Annotated in this window: 12 protein-coding genes; 4 read left to right on the top strand and 8 right to left on the bottom strand. The window is 52.1% G+C overall.

What is annotated here, in order from left to right:
• Positions 1-87: 87 nt before the first annotated feature.
• Together MHI42_RS22435 and MHI42_RS22430 are read right to left on the bottom strand one after the other, a co-directional pair.
• A complete protein-coding gene (locus MHI42_RS22435; protein ID WP_171720722.1) occupies positions 88-372 on the bottom strand; it encodes a Spo0E family sporulation regulatory protein-aspartic acid phosphatase in 285 nt (94 codons plus the stop codon).
• A gap of 89 nt (positions 373-461) precedes the next feature.
• A complete protein-coding gene (locus MHI42_RS22430) occupies positions 462-1,349 on the bottom strand; it encodes a LysR family transcriptional regulator (protein WP_039305541.1) in 888 nt (295 codons plus the stop codon).
• Between the two features lie 111 nt (positions 1,350-1,460).
• Here MHI42_RS22430 and MHI42_RS22425 point away from each other — a divergent pair, with 111 nt between their 5' ends.
• Positions 1,461-1,832 (top strand): CidA/LrgA family protein, encoded by a 372-nt coding sequence (locus MHI42_RS22425; protein ID WP_171720723.1) that lies wholly within the window; start codon positions 1,461-1,463, stop codon positions 1,830-1,832.
• The gene (locus MHI42_RS22420) at positions 1,829-2,512 is read left to right on the top strand and encodes a CidB/LrgB family autolysis modulator (RefSeq protein ID WP_342420707.1); all 684 of its coding nucleotides are present in this window, start codon (positions 1,829-1,831) and stop codon (positions 2,510-2,512) included. Before MHI42_RS22425 ends, MHI42_RS22420 begins: the two co-directional genes overlap by 4 nt.
• Before the next feature lie 84 nt (positions 2,513-2,596).
• On the opposite strand, the gene MHI42_RS22415 is transcribed toward MHI42_RS22420, so the two are convergent.
• Both MHI42_RS22415 and MHI42_RS22410 read right to left on the bottom strand, forming a co-directional pair.
• Positions 2,597-3,565, bottom strand: coding sequence for a Gfo/Idh/MocA family oxidoreductase (locus tag MHI42_RS22415; RefSeq protein WP_342420706.1), 969 nt, complete (start codon positions 3,563-3,565; stop codon positions 2,597-2,599).
• A 51-nt stretch (positions 3,566-3,616) separates the two neighbouring features.
• The gene (locus MHI42_RS22410; protein WP_342424787.1) at positions 3,617-5,926 is read right to left on the bottom strand and encodes an ATP-dependent DNA helicase; all 2,310 of its coding nucleotides are present in this window, start codon (positions 5,924-5,926) and stop codon (positions 3,617-3,619) included.
• A 252-nt stretch (positions 5,927-6,178) separates the two neighbouring features.
• Here MHI42_RS22410 and MHI42_RS22405 point away from each other — a divergent pair, with 252 nt between their 5' ends.
• The gene (locus MHI42_RS22405; protein ID WP_342420705.1) at positions 6,179-8,071 is read left to right on the top strand and encodes an LTA synthase family protein; all 1,893 of its coding nucleotides are present in this window, start codon (positions 6,179-6,181) and stop codon (positions 8,069-8,071) included.
• 101 nt (positions 8,072-8,172) lie between these two features.
• Here MHI42_RS22405 and MHI42_RS22400 read toward each other — a convergent pair whose 3' ends face one another.
• Positions 8,173-8,604 carry a MarR family transcriptional regulator gene (locus MHI42_RS22400; RefSeq protein ID WP_171720727.1) on the bottom strand — a complete coding sequence of 144 codons (432 nt, stop codon included), beginning with the start codon at positions 8,602-8,604 and terminating at the stop codon, positions 8,173-8,175.
• 207 nt (positions 8,605-8,811) lie between these two features.
• Between MHI42_RS22400 and MHI42_RS22395 the strand changes: the two genes are divergently transcribed.
• On the top strand, positions 8,812-10,512 hold the full coding sequence (locus MHI42_RS22395; protein WP_171720728.1) for a methyl-accepting chemotaxis protein: 1,701 nt from the start codon (positions 8,812-8,814) through the stop codon (positions 10,510-10,512).
• 143 nt (positions 10,513-10,655) lie between these two features.
• Here MHI42_RS22395 and MHI42_RS22390 read toward each other — a convergent pair whose 3' ends face one another.
• The 3 genes from MHI42_RS22390 to MHI42_RS22380 form a co-directional block, all read right to left on the bottom strand.
• Complete coding sequence (locus MHI42_RS22390; RefSeq protein ID WP_171720729.1) at positions 10,656-12,665, bottom strand: EAL domain-containing protein; 2,010 nt, start codon at positions 12,663-12,665, stop codon at positions 10,656-10,658.
• Positions 12,666-12,891: 226 nt separating this feature from the next.
• Positions 12,892-14,556 carry a hypothetical protein gene (locus MHI42_RS22385; protein ID WP_342420704.1) on the bottom strand — a complete coding sequence of 555 codons (1,665 nt, stop codon included), beginning with the start codon at positions 14,554-14,556 and terminating at the stop codon, positions 12,892-12,894.
• On the bottom strand, positions 14,549-15,304 hold the full coding sequence (locus MHI42_RS22380) for an ABC transporter ATP-binding protein (RefSeq protein WP_342424786.1): 756 nt from the start codon (positions 15,302-15,304) through the stop codon (positions 14,549-14,551). The genes MHI42_RS22385 and MHI42_RS22380 overlap by 8 nt, the downstream gene beginning before the upstream one ends.
• Positions 15,305-15,417: the final 113 nt, after the last annotated feature.

Here is a 15,417-nt window from a genome sequence, read left to right as displayed (position 1 = left end):
TGATGACTATTGAAAGCACAACAAAACGGCCCCACATAGTGAGACCTCAACATCCAGACGCTTACTGGAGTTATTGTATAATTTAGACTACTGCTGCAAGGCTGCTTTATTTCTGATCCGCTGGTTTTTGGTGTTCTTGGTGTACCCTGCTGCCCCGTTCTTGCGGCTGCGCAGACTCTCCATCATCAGATTCTGGGCCAGTACGATATATCCGTCCAGCCGCTGACTGAGCTCCAGAACCGCATGATCACTCAGACTCCGCTCCTGGGCCACCTCCAGCAATTCACTTCTTAAGTTTTCTATAGTAAGAAACAGCTCATCTTCTCTATAATCCCTGTTCTGGTTATCGGGGGAATTCTGGTAAAGGTTCACGGTTACTCACCTTCTCTCTATCAACTTCTCCCTTATCATAATTCATGATGCCAAAAAACATATTTTGAAAAAAAAGAAAAAAATGTCGTTTACAGTTCCCCGAGCACTTTCATCGCAAAGGCAATCCACTCCCGCGCTGCGAAGGACAGATAACGGTCTCGGCGCCAGATCATCCCCAGCTGCCAGGGTATCACAGGCTCGGTCAGGGGGATGACAGCGATCCGTGAACGGTCCATATCCCGGCATATGGTCTCCGGCAGCAGCGCAATGCCCATTCCGGCAGCTACCATCCGGCTGATCAGATCCCACTGCGAGCTCTCATAGACCACCTTAGGCTGGAAGCCTGCTTTGACACATTCCGAAATAATCCGGTCATGCAGGGCGAAGTCCTCCCGGAACAGCACGAATTCCTCTTCTGCCAGCTCTTTCAGCGGCACATTCTGCGCCCCGTCCAGACGGTGTCCTGCGGGAACCAGCAATTGCAGCTTCTCCTCCACAAAGGTGAAGCAGTGAAACTTGGCTCTGTTGACAGGCAGGACAATCGCCCCGATATCAAGCAGGCCGGACTCCACATCATCCTCTACCTTTTTGGCGCCGTCTTCATGCAGCCTTATCGTCACCTCCGGGTAACGGCGGTGAAATTCCCCGATGACAGCAGGGAAGAAACTGGCTCCTACCATAGGAGGCAGCCCAATGCGGATATGCCCCTGCTTCAGATTGCGCAGACTGTCCAGCTCCGAGGAGAGGCTCGTGAAGGACTCTACAATATTCTGCGCCTTAACCAGCAGAAGCTCGCCGGCATCGGTCAGACGGATGCTTTTGCCCTCCCGGTAAAATAGATCCGCCCCCAGTTCAATCTCCAGATTGCGGATCATCTTGCTGATTGTGGGCTGGGTAATATACAGCGATTCCGCCGCTCTGGAGAAGCTGTTCAGCCTGGCCGCCTGCACGAAATACTCCAGCTGTCTGATGTCCATACCGGTAACCTCCATGTATAGATAAAAGGAATGTGAGATATTCAATCTATTCATTGTACCTATGAAAGAAAAGGATGTAAACTTTCAGTAAGACGAAAGGAAGTAATCGCTATGAAAAAGATCGCCTTAGGCTTACTGCAGGTAGCCGGACTTACCGTCTTCTCCCTGCTGGTGAATACATTAACCTCACTACTGCATATTCCGCTTCCCGGAAGCATTATCGGGATGATTCTCTTATTTCTGCTGCTGGAGTCCGGTGTGATCCGGCTGAACTGGGTAGAGGTTGGCGCCTCGTGGCTGCTTGCCGAGCTGCTGCTGTTCTTCATCCCTTCCGCTATAGGTGTTATGAAATACTCGAAGCTGCTCGAGGCAGACGGTCTGCAGGTGCTGGCGGTTGTGCTCGTAGGTACGTTTGCTGTAATGGCCGGCTCCGGGGTACTCACGGGTGCTATTTATAGAATAAAGGAGCGTAGAAGCTCATGATAACCGGATTATTATTTCTTGGACTCACCATCGCTGTCTACCTTCTGGCCAAACGCATCTATGCCTCCAGCGGCAAAATGTACACTTCACCGCTGATTATTACACCGCTGCTGATCATCGCCTTCCTGCTGATGACGGGCAGCTCCTATGAATCTTACAATGCGGGAGGCAAATGGCTATCGGACCTGCTTCAACCGGCGACTATCGCCTTTGCGATCCCACTCCATAAAAATTTCAAGGTACTCAAAAAGCACGCCGCCGAAATTGCGGCAGGCGTGCTGTCAGGAACGGTTATTGCCGTGATCTCATCCATGCTGCTGGCCAAATGGCTGCATCTTAGCGGTGATCTGGCAACCAGTCTGGTGCCTCGCTCGGTGACCACACCGATCGCCATGAGCATCTCGCAAAGCATCGGCGGCGTTCCCAGCATTACAGCGGTCTTCGTCATTCTGACCGGTGTAATGGGAACGATGATGGGACCGTCCGTGCTCCGCCTTTTCCGCATTGACAATGAAATTGCGCGCGGGGTATCGCTGGGAACCGCAGCGCATGGTACAGGCACGTCCAAAGCCTTCGAGCTGAGTTCGCTGACCGGCACCATCTCCAGTATCGCGATGATTCTGACGGCGCTGTTCTCTATCGGGCTTGCGCCGGCACTAATCGCTGTTTTCCTCCACTAGGCCGTCCCGGCTTGGGCCATAGACCGGCAGCAAACGGCGAAAGCCATGCTGCCGGTCTTTTTTCTACATAGTAACCGTACAAGCCTACAGCTTCACCGGCACTCCGCTCTGTGCGGAGTCATAAGCTGCGCAGGTCACCTTCAAGGTCTTATATCCGTCCTCATAATCGCTGAGAATGCGGGAACGGTCTCCGGTCCGTACAGCATGCAGGAACGCTTCGCTCTCCACCGCGTAAGGATTACCTGTATTCTTGAATTCCTTGCTGTCCCCGCTGCGGACTTCCAGCAGACGTTCCGGGTTCCAGTCGAGCATTCCGTTATCATTATAGAAGCTGATGCCCGCTTTACCCACTTCTCCAGGCAGCACGCAGGTGTTGGAGATGCTGGCAATGATGCCGCTCTCCAGCTTCAGGGACACTGTACCCACATCAGACACGGTCACCCCTTGATGCTTCTCGTGCATAATCCGGTTGCCGAACATCCCATAGACTTCGGTTACCTCACCGGCCAGATAACGCAGCAGGTCAACGATATGCGTCGTCTGCTCCGTGAATTGTCCGCCGGACTGCTCCTGGTTGCGCCACCAGGCCACGCCCGGCATCCCGCCCATCCATTCTCCGACGATCATCCCTACCTTGTCCGAACTTAGCGATTGCTTCAGCCGCTGGATATTCTCCTGATACCGGAAATGATAGCCGACGGAGGTCAGCAGCTGATGCTCCTTAATATCCTGCAGCAGGCTGGCCGGAATGGCCGTGCTTGAGCCCAGCGGCTTCTCGACAAAGAAGGGGATATCTCTTCGGATCAGCGCCCGTTCAATCGCCCCGTGGGACTGTGGAGGTACACAGATGTAGACGGCATCCAGCTTGTGGGCATCCAGCATCTCGATAATATCCCCATATCCCTCGGCTCCGTAAGGGCGGGCCATTTCCTCACCCTTTGGCTTGCTGCTGCCGCAGACTGCCTTCAGTGATACATCCTCCATCCCTGCCAGCAAATCCGCATGCACCTTGGAGAACCACCCTGTTCCGACTATTCCGATATTTAGCGTCATGTCCTTACCTCCTGTTGTCTGATGAATGCCTTTTCATTCGATTATACCCGCTTATGCCATGACAAAGTAGTCCCGCCACTCCTCGGGGAGCAGCTGCCGGTAAGAATTCTGGAGAAAACGGTCATCCGCCAGCACAATAATGCCGCTGTCGTTCTCGCTGCGGATCAGCCGGCCCCCTGCCTGCTGCACCTTGCACATGCCAGGGTAGACATAGGCGTAATCGAACCCGTTCTTCCCCTGTGCCTGAAAGTAGCCTCGCAGCAGATTGCGCTCCAGCCCCACCTGCGGCAGGCCGACCCCGACCACCATTACACCATTCAGCCGGTCGCCCGGCAAATCCACCCCTTCGGAGAAAATGCCGCCCAGCACGGCAAAGCCGAGCAGGGTATCCGGATTGTCCGGGCGGAACGCCGCGAGGAAGTTCTCCCGCTCCGTCTCGCTCATCCCGCTGCCCTGCAGCAGGGTAGCGACTTCCGGGTATTTCTCAGTGAACACTTCATATACATTCTTCAAATAGAGATAAGAGGGGAAGAAGACCAGGTAATTGCCTTTCCTTGAGACCATCCCTTTCAGTGCATCGCTAAGCGGCTGTAAGGAGGCGTCCCGGTCATGGTAGCGGGTGGATACCGGAAGCACAGATACCTGCCACTGCTCTTTATGAAAAGGAGAGGACAGGCTCAGGCTGTAGTCCTCCTCATCTGCGCCGATCATATCCCTGTAGTAGGAGAGCGGCGAGAGTGTCGCCGAGAACAGGATCTGGCTGCGGAAGCTCTTGGCCATCTGCTGCAGCAAATGCGACGGATCGAGATTGAACAGCTTCAGGTACACATCACCGCTGCGCACTTCCGCGTAGGTAATGTAGCGCTCATCATAGGTCTTGAACGTACGCAGCATTCCCTGCACCGCATAGAACGTATCCAGCAGGCTGCCGGCTTCCCCCTCCTCCGCCGGAGTAATCAGCGAGGAAGAATGCAGCAGCTCCAGCTCGGCTTCGGAAGCGAACAGCTCAAGCAGCTCCGGCAGCTCCCCGGGATACGCCGTCCATTCTCCCGCCCCCTTGTCCCCGCAGCTCTTCCGCAGCGCAATGAAGAAGGCATTTACGGCCTTCGCGGCACTGCTTAGCCGCGGATTCACCGTTTTGTATTGCCGCTGAAGTGCCAGGAACGGCGCCTTGGTAAGCGAGGCGGAGTACATCTCCCGCCCCCGGTCCACCAGATTATGTGCTTCATCCACGAGCAGCACCGTTTTTTTCTTCCGCTCCTCGGACATCCGCTTCAGGCTGATCCGGGGGTCATAGATATAATTATAATCGCAGATGACAATGTCGCTGGCGTAGGCGGCATCCAGGGAGAATTCGAACGGGCAGACCTCATGCTTCCGGGCATAAGCGGCAATCGTCTCGCGCGTCATCAGCGTTTCGTGCTCCAGCATATCGAGCATGGCGGCATTGATCCGGTCATAGTATCCTTCGGCAAAGGGGCAGGAATCCGCGCCGCAGCTTCCATCCTCACGGAAACACGCCTTCTCCTTGGCCGTAAGCGTAATCACATGCAGATGCAGCCCCCGGCTGTTCAGCATCATCACCGCCTCCTGTGCCGCAATCCGTGTAACCGTCTTGGCGGTCAGATAGAAGATGCCGGACACCTTGCCCTCTCCTAGGGCTTTGATTGCCGGGAACAGGGTAGACATCGTTTTGCCGATGCCTGTGGGTGCCTGCGCGAAGAGCTTGGCCCCCTCTGCAATCGAAGTGTAGACTGCAGCAGCGAAATGACGCTGGCCTGGCCGGTAACCCGAGAAAGGAAACGACAAGCTATGGATGCTCTCTCCCTTCTTCGCCTGGTAGCGGACCATCATTTCAGCATACGGCGCATACTTGGCTACCGTCTCTTCAGCAAAGGCTGTCAGCTCTTCGCGGGTCATTTCCCGGTATAGGCTGTACTGCTCCTCACTTCCCCGCTGCACATAGGTTAACTTAACCTGTATTGCCGGGAGATCCAGATCCTGCGTGAGGATATAGGCATACATGAAAGCCTGCGCCCAGTGTACCTCACGTCCTTCCAAGGCAGAATCCGGCGTTCCGGCAATGGATTTGATCTCCTCCACAGTCAGGCTGCCGTCCCCGGCTGCAAGCAGGCCGTCGCAGCGCCCGTCGATGATGAACAGCAGATCCCCATGCGGAATCTCCGTTTTTAAATACACCTCTTTGCGGTCCGCTTCCTTATATTGCTTCTGAATCAGCTGATGGCTGCGCGTACCCTCCACCATAGCCGCACCGCTGCGGAATCCCGGCTCCAGACTGCCGCTGCTGAAGGCATACTCGACCAGTGCCCTCACGGATAAAGCGATTTCTGCATAGCTCATCATGCATCACCTCCATTAATTCCCGGTTTGTTCTTTTGGCTCAGACGTCATTTTCGTCCTTTATCACGTGTATAAACCTGCCTGAGGGCGTTACCGGACCTTGGATTCATTCAGGATTGATTTTACGCTTTCCCCAAAGGGTATACGGCGGTTTCTGATTTTTGACATTCCTTGCCTGGCGCTGCATAATAGGCTTTATTGATAATGGAATTCTTTTGTCCTCATGCTGCTGTTTCCTCCCAGCCGGGAAACATGTTTATTCTTAAGAAAGAAGGCGAAGCTGTGTCATCCGTAACGATCAAACGATGGTTGCTCAAGCCATTTGTGTTCTTCTCGATTATTTTCGTCCTTAAAAGCCTTTTAGCCTGGGGTGTCATTTTTGAAGACCTGCAGTTCTGGAAATCGGTACTGACGGAGATCCCTTTTGTCTGGGCACTTTTCTTCCTGATTGAGCGTTTTGCCTCCAAACGGAAACTCGGATATTACATGACGGTTAATCTGCTGGTTACCGCCATCTTTTTTGCCGCTATTATGTACTTCAAATATTACGGGGTTATTGTCACTTACCATGCGGCAGAGCAGGTGAACCAGGTCACTGCGGTGCGCAACAGCGTATTCTCACTCATGGACCCTTATTATCTGCTGATCTTCACCGACATTATCGTCCTTGGCTTCTACTTCTTCATTAACAAGAACGGACGCAACTACAAGAAGGATAAAATTAACCGCCACAACGGAAGAATGCTGCATGTCGTCCTGTTCGCAGTTTCACTCGGACTCTGCCTGTTCAATATTCTTCCCAACAAAGCAAGCATGAATGAAATTAAGAAGGCCCAGGAAATGGGTATCCTTAATTATGAAGCATATACTATCTTTGCTCAAGATAAACCAGAGCTTGTGAATGCCAGCGAGATTACACAGGATACCATTAATCAGCTCAAAGGCATCGATCCTTCTGCGGTATCCCCGTATGCCGGGGCTGCCAAGGGCAAGAATCTGATTATTATTCAGCTGGAATCCTTCCAGAACTTCCTGCTCGGTCTGAAGGTGGACGGCCAGGAAATCACACCTAACCTGAACCGCCTGATGGAGGACAGCCTGTATTTCAACAACTTCTATCAGATGGTCGGCCAGGGCAACACTTCAGACGCAGAATTCGTAGTCAATTCGTCCTTCTACATTCCACCGCAAGGCGCAGCTACAATGTCTTATGTGGATAAGGAAGTGCCAAGTCTGCCGCGTCTGCTGCAGGCCAGCGGGTACCAGTCAGCCACCTTCCATACCAATGATGTGGAATTCTGGAACCGCGGCGAGCTGTACAGCTCACTGGGCTGGGATCATTATTACGATCACAAATTCTTCGGGGACGAGGATACCTTCTTCTTCGGCGCTTCCGATGAAGTGCTCTACCGCAAAACTTCAGAGAAGCTGAAAGAAATGAGCGATGAAGGACAGCCGTTCTATGCACAGGTAATTTCAATGTCTGCCCACCATCCGTTCACCATCCCTGCAGAAAAGTATAAAATGAAGCTGCCTGAACGTTATGAAGGCACTTTCGTCGGAGATTATATCCGGTCGCAGAACTATGCCGACTATGCCTTCGGACAATTCGTCGATGAGCTGAAGGCGGACGGAATATGGGATAACAGCCTGATCATGGTCTACGGAGACCACATGGGACTGCCCATCTACTCGCTTGATCATGACGACAAGGAATTGATGAAGGAAATCTACGGTTATGATTACGCCTATGCAAATATGCTGAATATTCCGCTGCTCGTGCACGGCGAGGGATTGGCGCCGCAGACACTTGAGCAGGTGGGCGGAGAAGTGGATATTATGCCTACTGCTGCCAGCCTGCTGGGCGTATCGATGGATAACAATATTCATTTCGGCCAGGATTTGCTCAGCCAGTCTTACAATCTGCTGCCTCAGCGGTATTACCTGCCTACCGGCTCGTTTATCGCCAGCTCCGGGCTGCTCATTCCCGGCAACAGCTTTGAGGATAATACACAATATCTGCTTGCGAGTGGCGGCCATACGCCTGCCGGTACAGAGGATGAATACACCCGTGCCTTACGGCTGCGCCAGTTATCGGACAGCTATGTTACACAGCTGCCGGACAAAGAACCGGCTGAAGAATAGTTCTGAGCCTATCGTAGAACATACAGAAATAAGCCAGCCTCCCGAAACTTTGGGGGCTGGCTTATTTTATATACTTCATGGCTGCTATCACTGTTCAAGGATTATCGTTCCTGCTTCTCAAGCAGCAAATAATAGTGTGCGAAATTCTCCAGCTCTTCTGGCTCAAGTATGGATAAGTGCTCCTCCAGCAGCAGCATCGACCGGCGCTGCGCTTCTTCCAGAACCCCTTGTCCCTTAGCCGTAATCGTCACGATTACCGCCCGGCGGTCGTTCTCATCGGGAACGCGCGCAATCAGCTCCAGCAGCTCCAGACGGTCCAGCATTACCGTGACCGCACTGGATTTCACCTCCATTTTATCGGCCAGATGAATAACCCGTGCCTGTTTCTCCTGAGCGATCATATGCAACAGTCCGAATTGCGGAACCGTTAACCCTATTTCCTTATGCAGAGACATCTGCGACATAATTTTGCGCTGCACCTTCCACATGGATATGCCCACACGTTCGATTAACGGATTGATATCTTGCGTCATCCCTTCAGCTCCCAGTCCGTCTGTCTTATTCCAAGCGTACCATTATCTTGGCTATAGATTCAATGTTTTTCGTTTACATAAATCATCATTCTCCGACACAAAAATACTTTATTCTGGCTAATGCCTTGGCAGCAGCGATGCGCTATAATCGTAGCAGTGATAAGAACTCACTTAATATACTTAGAGTCAGGGCTGGTGATCATTTTTATGAAATTGGCAACAAAATTAACTTGGATGATGCTGATTGTACTGCTTCTGGTCGGATCATCCATTGGCTTCTTCGGCTATAATGCTGCTTACAAGCAAATCGATGAAGCCGCAGGAATTGAACTGGTAGGCTGTGCCAATATAACTACCGGCCTTATTGATCCCGCCGATATAGCTGCTCTGGCTGCAGGCGATACGAGCAAGTTAAGCGCCATTGAAGACCGCATAGGCTGGATTAATGAACATAAACCTATTTTTAAAGAAGCGTTCATCCTCTCGCTCGACGGCAAAGTGCTAGCCGCTGACGCCCGGTTCAAAGAACGAGGTTATAAAGCAGGAGACCCCTTCTATTTCTCCGATGAAGATAAAGAAATGATTACCACCATGAAGCATTCCGCATACTCCAAAGTATATACATATCAAGGAACCTCGCTTAAAACCGGCTACGGCCCCATTTATCAGGACCATGACCCTACCAAACCAATCATTGCTTTGATGGCTATTAACTTTGACGGCCCGCTGATTCAGACACGGACAATGGAAATTATTACTCAGCCCTTCATTATCGGGAGCTCGATTCTGATTGTGGCCATAATTGCCGCATATCTGATGATTCGCCGCATGGTGAACCCGCTCACCAAACTGTCCGCTTCCGTAAACACTGTAGCCAAAGGTGATCTTAGCCGGGAACCTCTACTCTTCAAGAGCAGAGATGAGATCGGGAAGCTGTCGAGCGATTTCAATGACATGACCCTGAATCTGCGCAATCTGATTACACAGGTTAATGATACCTCGATGCTGGTCGCCTCCTCCTCCCAGGAGCTCTCTGCCAGCGCGCAGGAGACCAACCGCGCCGGGGAACACAGCGTCAATGTTACCCTCGAATTGGCAGACGGTGCACATACGCAATTGCAGAATCTCGAAGGCAGCTACAAAGCCGTACAGGAAATGTCGCATTTCATTACCGAAATTGCCGACAATGCGGATAGCGCAATGAACAATGCCGCCGTTAACGCCCAGAAAGCCCGGACAGGCCGGGAATCTATGGATTTGACCACTTCCCAGATGGGGATTGTGAGCGGAAGCATCTCCGATCTTTCCGGCATTATTCAAACGCTTGGCAGCCATTCCAAGGAGATCGAGAATATTGTCGGTACGATTGCCAGTATTGCCGAAGAAACGAATCTGTTATCCCTGAATGCAGCCATTGAAGCGGCGCGTGCCGGGGAAGAGGGCCGGGGATTCGCCGTTGTGGCAGGCTCTGTCCGCAAGCTGGCTGAACGTTCGGCGAGGTCTGCCGGCCAGATCGGTGAACTGGTCAGTCTGATTGTGAATCAGATGGACAAAGCCGGAGATACCATGAAACGTTCCACGGAAGAGATGCACCAAGGCAAAGAGATGATCATCGCTGCCGGACATTCCTTCTCAGAGATCGAGACCTCCGTCTCCGATATGTCTTCGCAGAGCCAGCAGATCTCGGCAACCGTCCGTGAGCTGGCGCTGATCTCCGATGGACTTGTAACTGCAATTCAGAAGATTGTAGCCGTCTCTAATCAGACAGCTGAAGGTGCAGAGACCTTATCGGCCTCTTCGCAGGAACAGCTTGCCGCCATGGAGGAAGTAGAATCTTCCGCAGCATTCCTCTCCTCCCTCGCCGAGAAGCTGCAGGTATTGGTCGAGAACTTTAAAATAGCCTCATAAAGCGGGGCCTGGTTTCGCGAATTGCGCAGGTACTATCCGGTGACCCACGGCATATAAATTCTCCTCTTTCAAAAAAAGGCTGTCCCGAACGTGGAATGATCCACGGCCGGGACAGCCTTTTATTTCGAATGAATCTGCATGCATTATGCCGTATTCTCTATGAACCATTGGCCCAGTTCATTGACCGGCATCGGCCGGCCGTAGTAGAAGCCCTGCATCACTCTGCAGCCCAGGGATTGCAGCAATTCAATCTGCTCTGTAGTCTCCACGCCTTCGGCAACAACCTCCATATTGAGATTGCTGGCTATGGCAATGATATTACTGATAATAGCTTTCTTGGAGTGCATCTTGCTCTTACGGATGAATACCTGATCAATCTTCAGTGTATTGACCGGGATCTCATCCAGATTCCCCAGCGAAGAGAAGCCTGTCCCGAAATCATCCAGCGAGACTCTTACTCCGAGATTCCGCAGCTTGGAGAGCTGGGCAACCGTTTCTTCCATGTTGTTCATCGCAATGGACTCTGTAATCTCAAGCTCAAGGAAATGCGGCTCCAGGCCAGCACGCGACAGCGCTTCTTCCACCACATCGTACAGACTGCCGTTCTCAAACATCCGGGCCGACATGTTGATCGAAACCGCTACATTCGCCACCTTCGCCTTATGCCAGAGCATGTTCTGTCCGCATACATCATGCAGCATCCAGTAGGTAATCGGCACAATCAGACCCGTCTCCTCGGCAATCGGAATGAATTCAGCCGGAGAGATAATTCCGTGCTCCGGATGTCTCCAGCGCAGCAGCGCTTCAAGACCTACGGTAACATTCATGAATGAATCCCACTTGGGCTGGTAGACAACCATGAACTCCGAGCGGGCCAGCGCCTTGCGCAGATCCTTCTCCAGCGACATCCGCCGTACCTGATGACGGTTCATTTCCAGATCGAACACACTGAACTTGTTCTTGCCCGAGTCCTTGGAGGTATACAGCGCTGTATCTGCAGCCTTCATTAGCGCCGAACGGTCCGTTCCATGGGCGGGAGTCATGCTGATCCCTACGCTGGCCGTTACATACAGTTCATTGCCTTCAATGCTATAAGACTTCTTAAGCTCCTGCAGAATATGCTGCGCTTCTTCCTCCGCTGCTCCAATCGTACAATCAGGCAGGGCAATTAGGAATTCATCGCCGCCCAGCCGGAAGACCTTGCCCTTCCCGCCTACACAACGGGTCAGCCGTTCGGATACTTCCCGCAGCAGCAGGTCGCCGATATCATGTCCGAGCGTATCATTAATGGATTTGAAGCGGTCCAGGTCGACGAAGAACACGGCTCCCGAGATCCCTCCGAAGAAATCATCCTTGAAATAACGCTCCAGTCCATGCCGGTTCGGCAGTTCAGTAAGCGGATCATGGTACGCCATACGCTCCAGCACATGCCTGTCCAGAAAAACAGCTCCGCCGGAGAGTGCCAGCATAAACAGGGTAACCAGCGAAATGCCTGTCAGCAGAATAACATCTGCCTCCATGAGTACAGGTTTCGTGCCCAGCCAGTTGTCATACTGCAGATGGCTTGTTGTCAGACTGGTATAATGCATTCCGGTAACCGCAAGGGCGATGAACAGCGCTGAATACAGCTTCCAGCGGCTAAAGCCTCTATAATCCTTGAATTTGCGAAACATAAATACTCCGATGTAGGAGGCCAGCAGAGCAATCAGAACGGACAAGGCCTGGTCCTTAATTTCGTAATGAACCTTTGCCTCCATCTCCATGGAGGACATTCCGATATAATGCATGATTGAGATGCCGCCGCCCAGTATTACACCCCCAATAAGAAACCGCCACATTCTCTGGCGGGAAGCCGTCGCTATCTGGAGTGCCGCATAACAGGACAACATACTGACGAGCAGGGACAGAACGGCTGTACCCGGATGGTAGCTGACCTTGAAAGGGAGATGGCTGGCCATAATGCCTACAAAATGCATGGCCCAGATTCCGCTTCCCAGCACGCAGGCACCAGAGAGCAGCCAAAGACGCCTGACCCGGCCAGTGGAATGGGAAACCTGCGAAATCAGATTAAGCGCAGAGTATGCCGCAGTTGCAGCAAGCGCAAAAGATAGTAAAACAATCCAAATATTATAGTGGATTCCCATTTGATCCATAGTTGACCTCTTCACCGGTTTTATTATCATCGTCATTTGCAGTGTTAATCTCAAGTTAAAAATCAATATACGAATAGTAGATAAATGGAAGAGTGCATAGAGATTATAGGCGATCCCTGAAATATAACTTTAGCTGTATTTTACCTTGTATTTGGCAGACTGTCTAAGTAAATACTGGAACTTAGACCCTTTTTTTAATGTCGGCAAAAAATGTCCATATTTGGCGTCAGCCCCCCGCGCGGAGGGTTGGAAGCGGGCTGCTGCCTGAATCCTCCGGCAGGAAGGCCCGGTGCCATATCCAGGCATTTGCAGCTGCCAGAATTACCAGATAGATGTATATTCCCGCGGGAATTAAGGTGAACACATAATGTATCCCGGCCAGTCCCGCCAGAACAAACAACTGCACAAAAGCACTGCCGGTGAATTCCTTCCGCCGCGCTGCCTCATACTTCTCCGAGAACGGCAGCGCCCTGGGGAACAGAAGAAAGCACAGCACCGAATACAGTAGCAACGCAAGCAATACAGCGGCCATATCAGCAATAATCCTGGACCCGAACAAGCCTATGAACACGGCTGCCTCCAGAGTAAACAAAGGCACCAGCAGCTTAAGCACCACTGCCTTCAGCATCCCGCGGTATACCATAGCTGTTCCCGGCAAGGGGATTACTTTATAGATCCATGCGCCTTTGTAGCTGGTGGAGTAGCGGAGCATTTGTACCGCCGTCATCATCAGGAGAGCACTGTAATAGATAAACAGAAACGATCTGGAGCCTCTGATGGCTTCCAGGTCCCCGCTCCACACCTGATTGAAGATAAAGATAAAGGGCAGCACGAGGGACAAGCCTACAGTTGGATATACCCTAAGCTTGAATTCGCGCTCATGCTTCATCATCGACCAGGTGAAACGGAAGAACATCGCCTCTACCTTGTTGCGGCATGTTATCTCTGACAGCCTGCGGGCTATCCGCCCGGTGCCCTGCCCTGAAGCTCCTTGTTCAGCCAGCTTCTGGAGACTGCGTTCAAACAGCGGCATCAGCCGGATATATGCTGCAAACAACACGACTGGAGCTGCGAGAGCGAGTACGGCCAGGATAGTTAGATGCCTGCCTTCCGCTCCCCCAACCAGCAGCTCAAACGGAGCCCCGAACCAGACGGGAGGCAGCGCGAAGTGCCACCAGGCAGGAGTGAAATTCAGGCCGAACTCTGTGATATTGAACAGGCGCGATACGAGCTGAGCACCGACAGTTACGCCAACGGACAGAATAATCTGTACATAATTGATGATGTCCTTAAGCTTTTCACCGTCAAAAAACCTTAAAATCAGCAGATAGACCAGCGCAGTAAACACCAGAATGAAGCCGTCCATCAGGATGATCTCCGCAGCATACAGGAAGAAGAACAGCGCTCCGTGCCGGAATAACGAGAACAGAAGCGAGGGACCGGTGAATGTCAGTGTTAACGTGAGCAGATAGATCAGAATATGTATGCTTTTGGCCATGTTTAGCGTCCGGCGGTCCACCGGCTTGGAGAAGAGAATGTTTTTGTCCCGCAAATCCAGCATGACTGTCGAGAAATCCGATATCAGCGTCGTTGTGATCATGAACATCACTATGCTGAACATCAGGCTCATGGTCAGAATATAATTGTCTGCAGGTGCAACCAGCGCGATCAGCATCAGCCCGAGCAGCAGATACAGCCACTGTACCCGGAACGGAGAGCCTTCCATATTCAGCTTGGGTTCCTGCGTTCCCGAGAATATCGTTGGTGTCCGCCGGCCGTCCATCGTGAGCTTAACCTGAAGAATGCGGCGCAGTACGGCATAATCGGCTCCGAGCGCCTTAAATATCCATTGCATCCGGTCCAGCAGCTTCAATACAAAGAAATCACGCATGCGGCGCACCCTCTCCAATCACAGCAACGAACTCACTGGCGATATCCCTGTACTTGTCAAATCCGGTCAGCTGATTGAAAATCTCCTCAAGCGAGCCCTCCCGGCTCTGCTCCCGCAGCTGTGCGAAGGTTCCGTCCGCAACGATATCGCCCCCGTCCAGCAGAATAATCCGGCTGCTGATCTTCTCCACCACGTCCATAATATGCGAGGAATAAAAGATTGTTTTGCCCCTGGCCGCAAGTGTTGCAAAAATCTCCTTCACCACCATTACACTGTTGGCATCCAGACCGCTGAGCGGCTCGTCCAGGAACAGAATATCCGGATCATGCAGCATGCTGGCAATCAGCAGCACCTTCTGCTTCATCCCTTTGGAGTAGGAGGCAATCCGCATATCGTAGGCCTTATTCAGGTTCAGCAGTCCCATCAGCTTCTCCGCCTTGAGCTCAGCATCCGCCTTCTTCATGCCATACAGCTCTCCGATAAACGTAAGATATTCCCGGGCTGACAGGCTGTCATACAGCTCTGCCACCTCCGGCACATAGCCGATTCTTCTTTTGTAGGCCGTGTCCCCGTCTGAGATATCTCTGCCAAAAATACGCACCGCCCCGCTATAGCCCTCCACAAGCCCCAGCATGATTTTGACCGTGGTACTTTTGCCGGCGCCATTGGGTCCGATGTATCCGATAATCTGTCCCCGGTATACCTCCAGGTCAATTCCCCGCAGCACCATTCTGTCACTGTAATTCATCCATAGTCCTTCAATTGAAATGACCGGTTCTTCTGTATTACCCACTACCCTCTCTCCCTTCGGCATGCACATCCATCATCTTCAAATTATGTTTTAGCTGTTGTCCCTATTTT

Source organism: Paenibacillus sp. FSL E2-0178, from assembly GCF_038593005.1.
Classification (GTDB): Bacteria; Bacillota; Bacilli; order Paenibacillales; family Paenibacillaceae; genus Paenibacillus_AQ; species Paenibacillus_AQ phytohabitans.
The sequence above is the reverse complement of the archived record's forward strand: the minus strand, read 5'-3'. Positions and strand labels throughout refer to the sequence as shown.

Bases quoted from the DNA above. Each gene is read 5' to 3' on its own strand.
- MHI42_RS22430 (WP_039305541.1), bottom strand. From the start codon at position 1,349: ATGGACATCAGACAGCTGGAGTATTTCGTGCAGGCGGCCAGGCTGAAC.
- MHI42_RS22425 (WP_171720723.1), top strand. From the start codon at position 1,461: ATGAAAAAGATCGCCTTAGGCTTACTGCAGGTAGCCGGACTTACCGTC.
- MHI42_RS22420 (WP_342420707.1), top strand. From the start codon at position 1,829: ATGATAACCGGATTATTATTTCTTGGACTCACCATCGCTGTCTACCTT.
- MHI42_RS22415 (WP_342420706.1), bottom strand. From the start codon at position 3,565: ATGACGCTAAATATCGGAATAGTCGGAACAGGGTGGTTCTCCAAGGTG.
- MHI42_RS22410 (WP_342424787.1), bottom strand. From the start codon at position 5,926: ATGAGCTATGCAGAAATCGCTTTATCCGTGAGGGCACTGGTCGAGTAT.
- MHI42_RS22405 (WP_342420705.1), top strand. From the start codon at position 6,179: ATGTTTATTCTTAAGAAAGAAGGCGAAGCTGTGTCATCCGTAACGATC.
- MHI42_RS22400 (WP_171720727.1), bottom strand. From the start codon at position 8,604: ATGACGCAAGATATCAATCCGTTAATCGAACGTGTGGGCATATCCATG.
- MHI42_RS22395 (WP_171720728.1), top strand. From the start codon at position 8,812: ATGAAATTGGCAACAAAATTAACTTGGATGATGCTGATTGTACTGCTT.
- MHI42_RS22390 (WP_171720729.1), bottom strand. From the start codon at position 12,665: ATGGATCAAATGGGAATCCACTATAATATTTGGATTGTTTTACTATCT.
- MHI42_RS22385 (WP_342420704.1), bottom strand. From the start codon at position 14,556: ATGCGTGATTTCTTTGTATTGAAGCTGCTGGACCGGATGCAATGGATA.
- MHI42_RS22380 (WP_342424786.1), bottom strand. From the start codon at position 15,304: ATGAATTACAGTGACAGAATGGTGCTGCGGGGAATTGACCTGGAGGTA.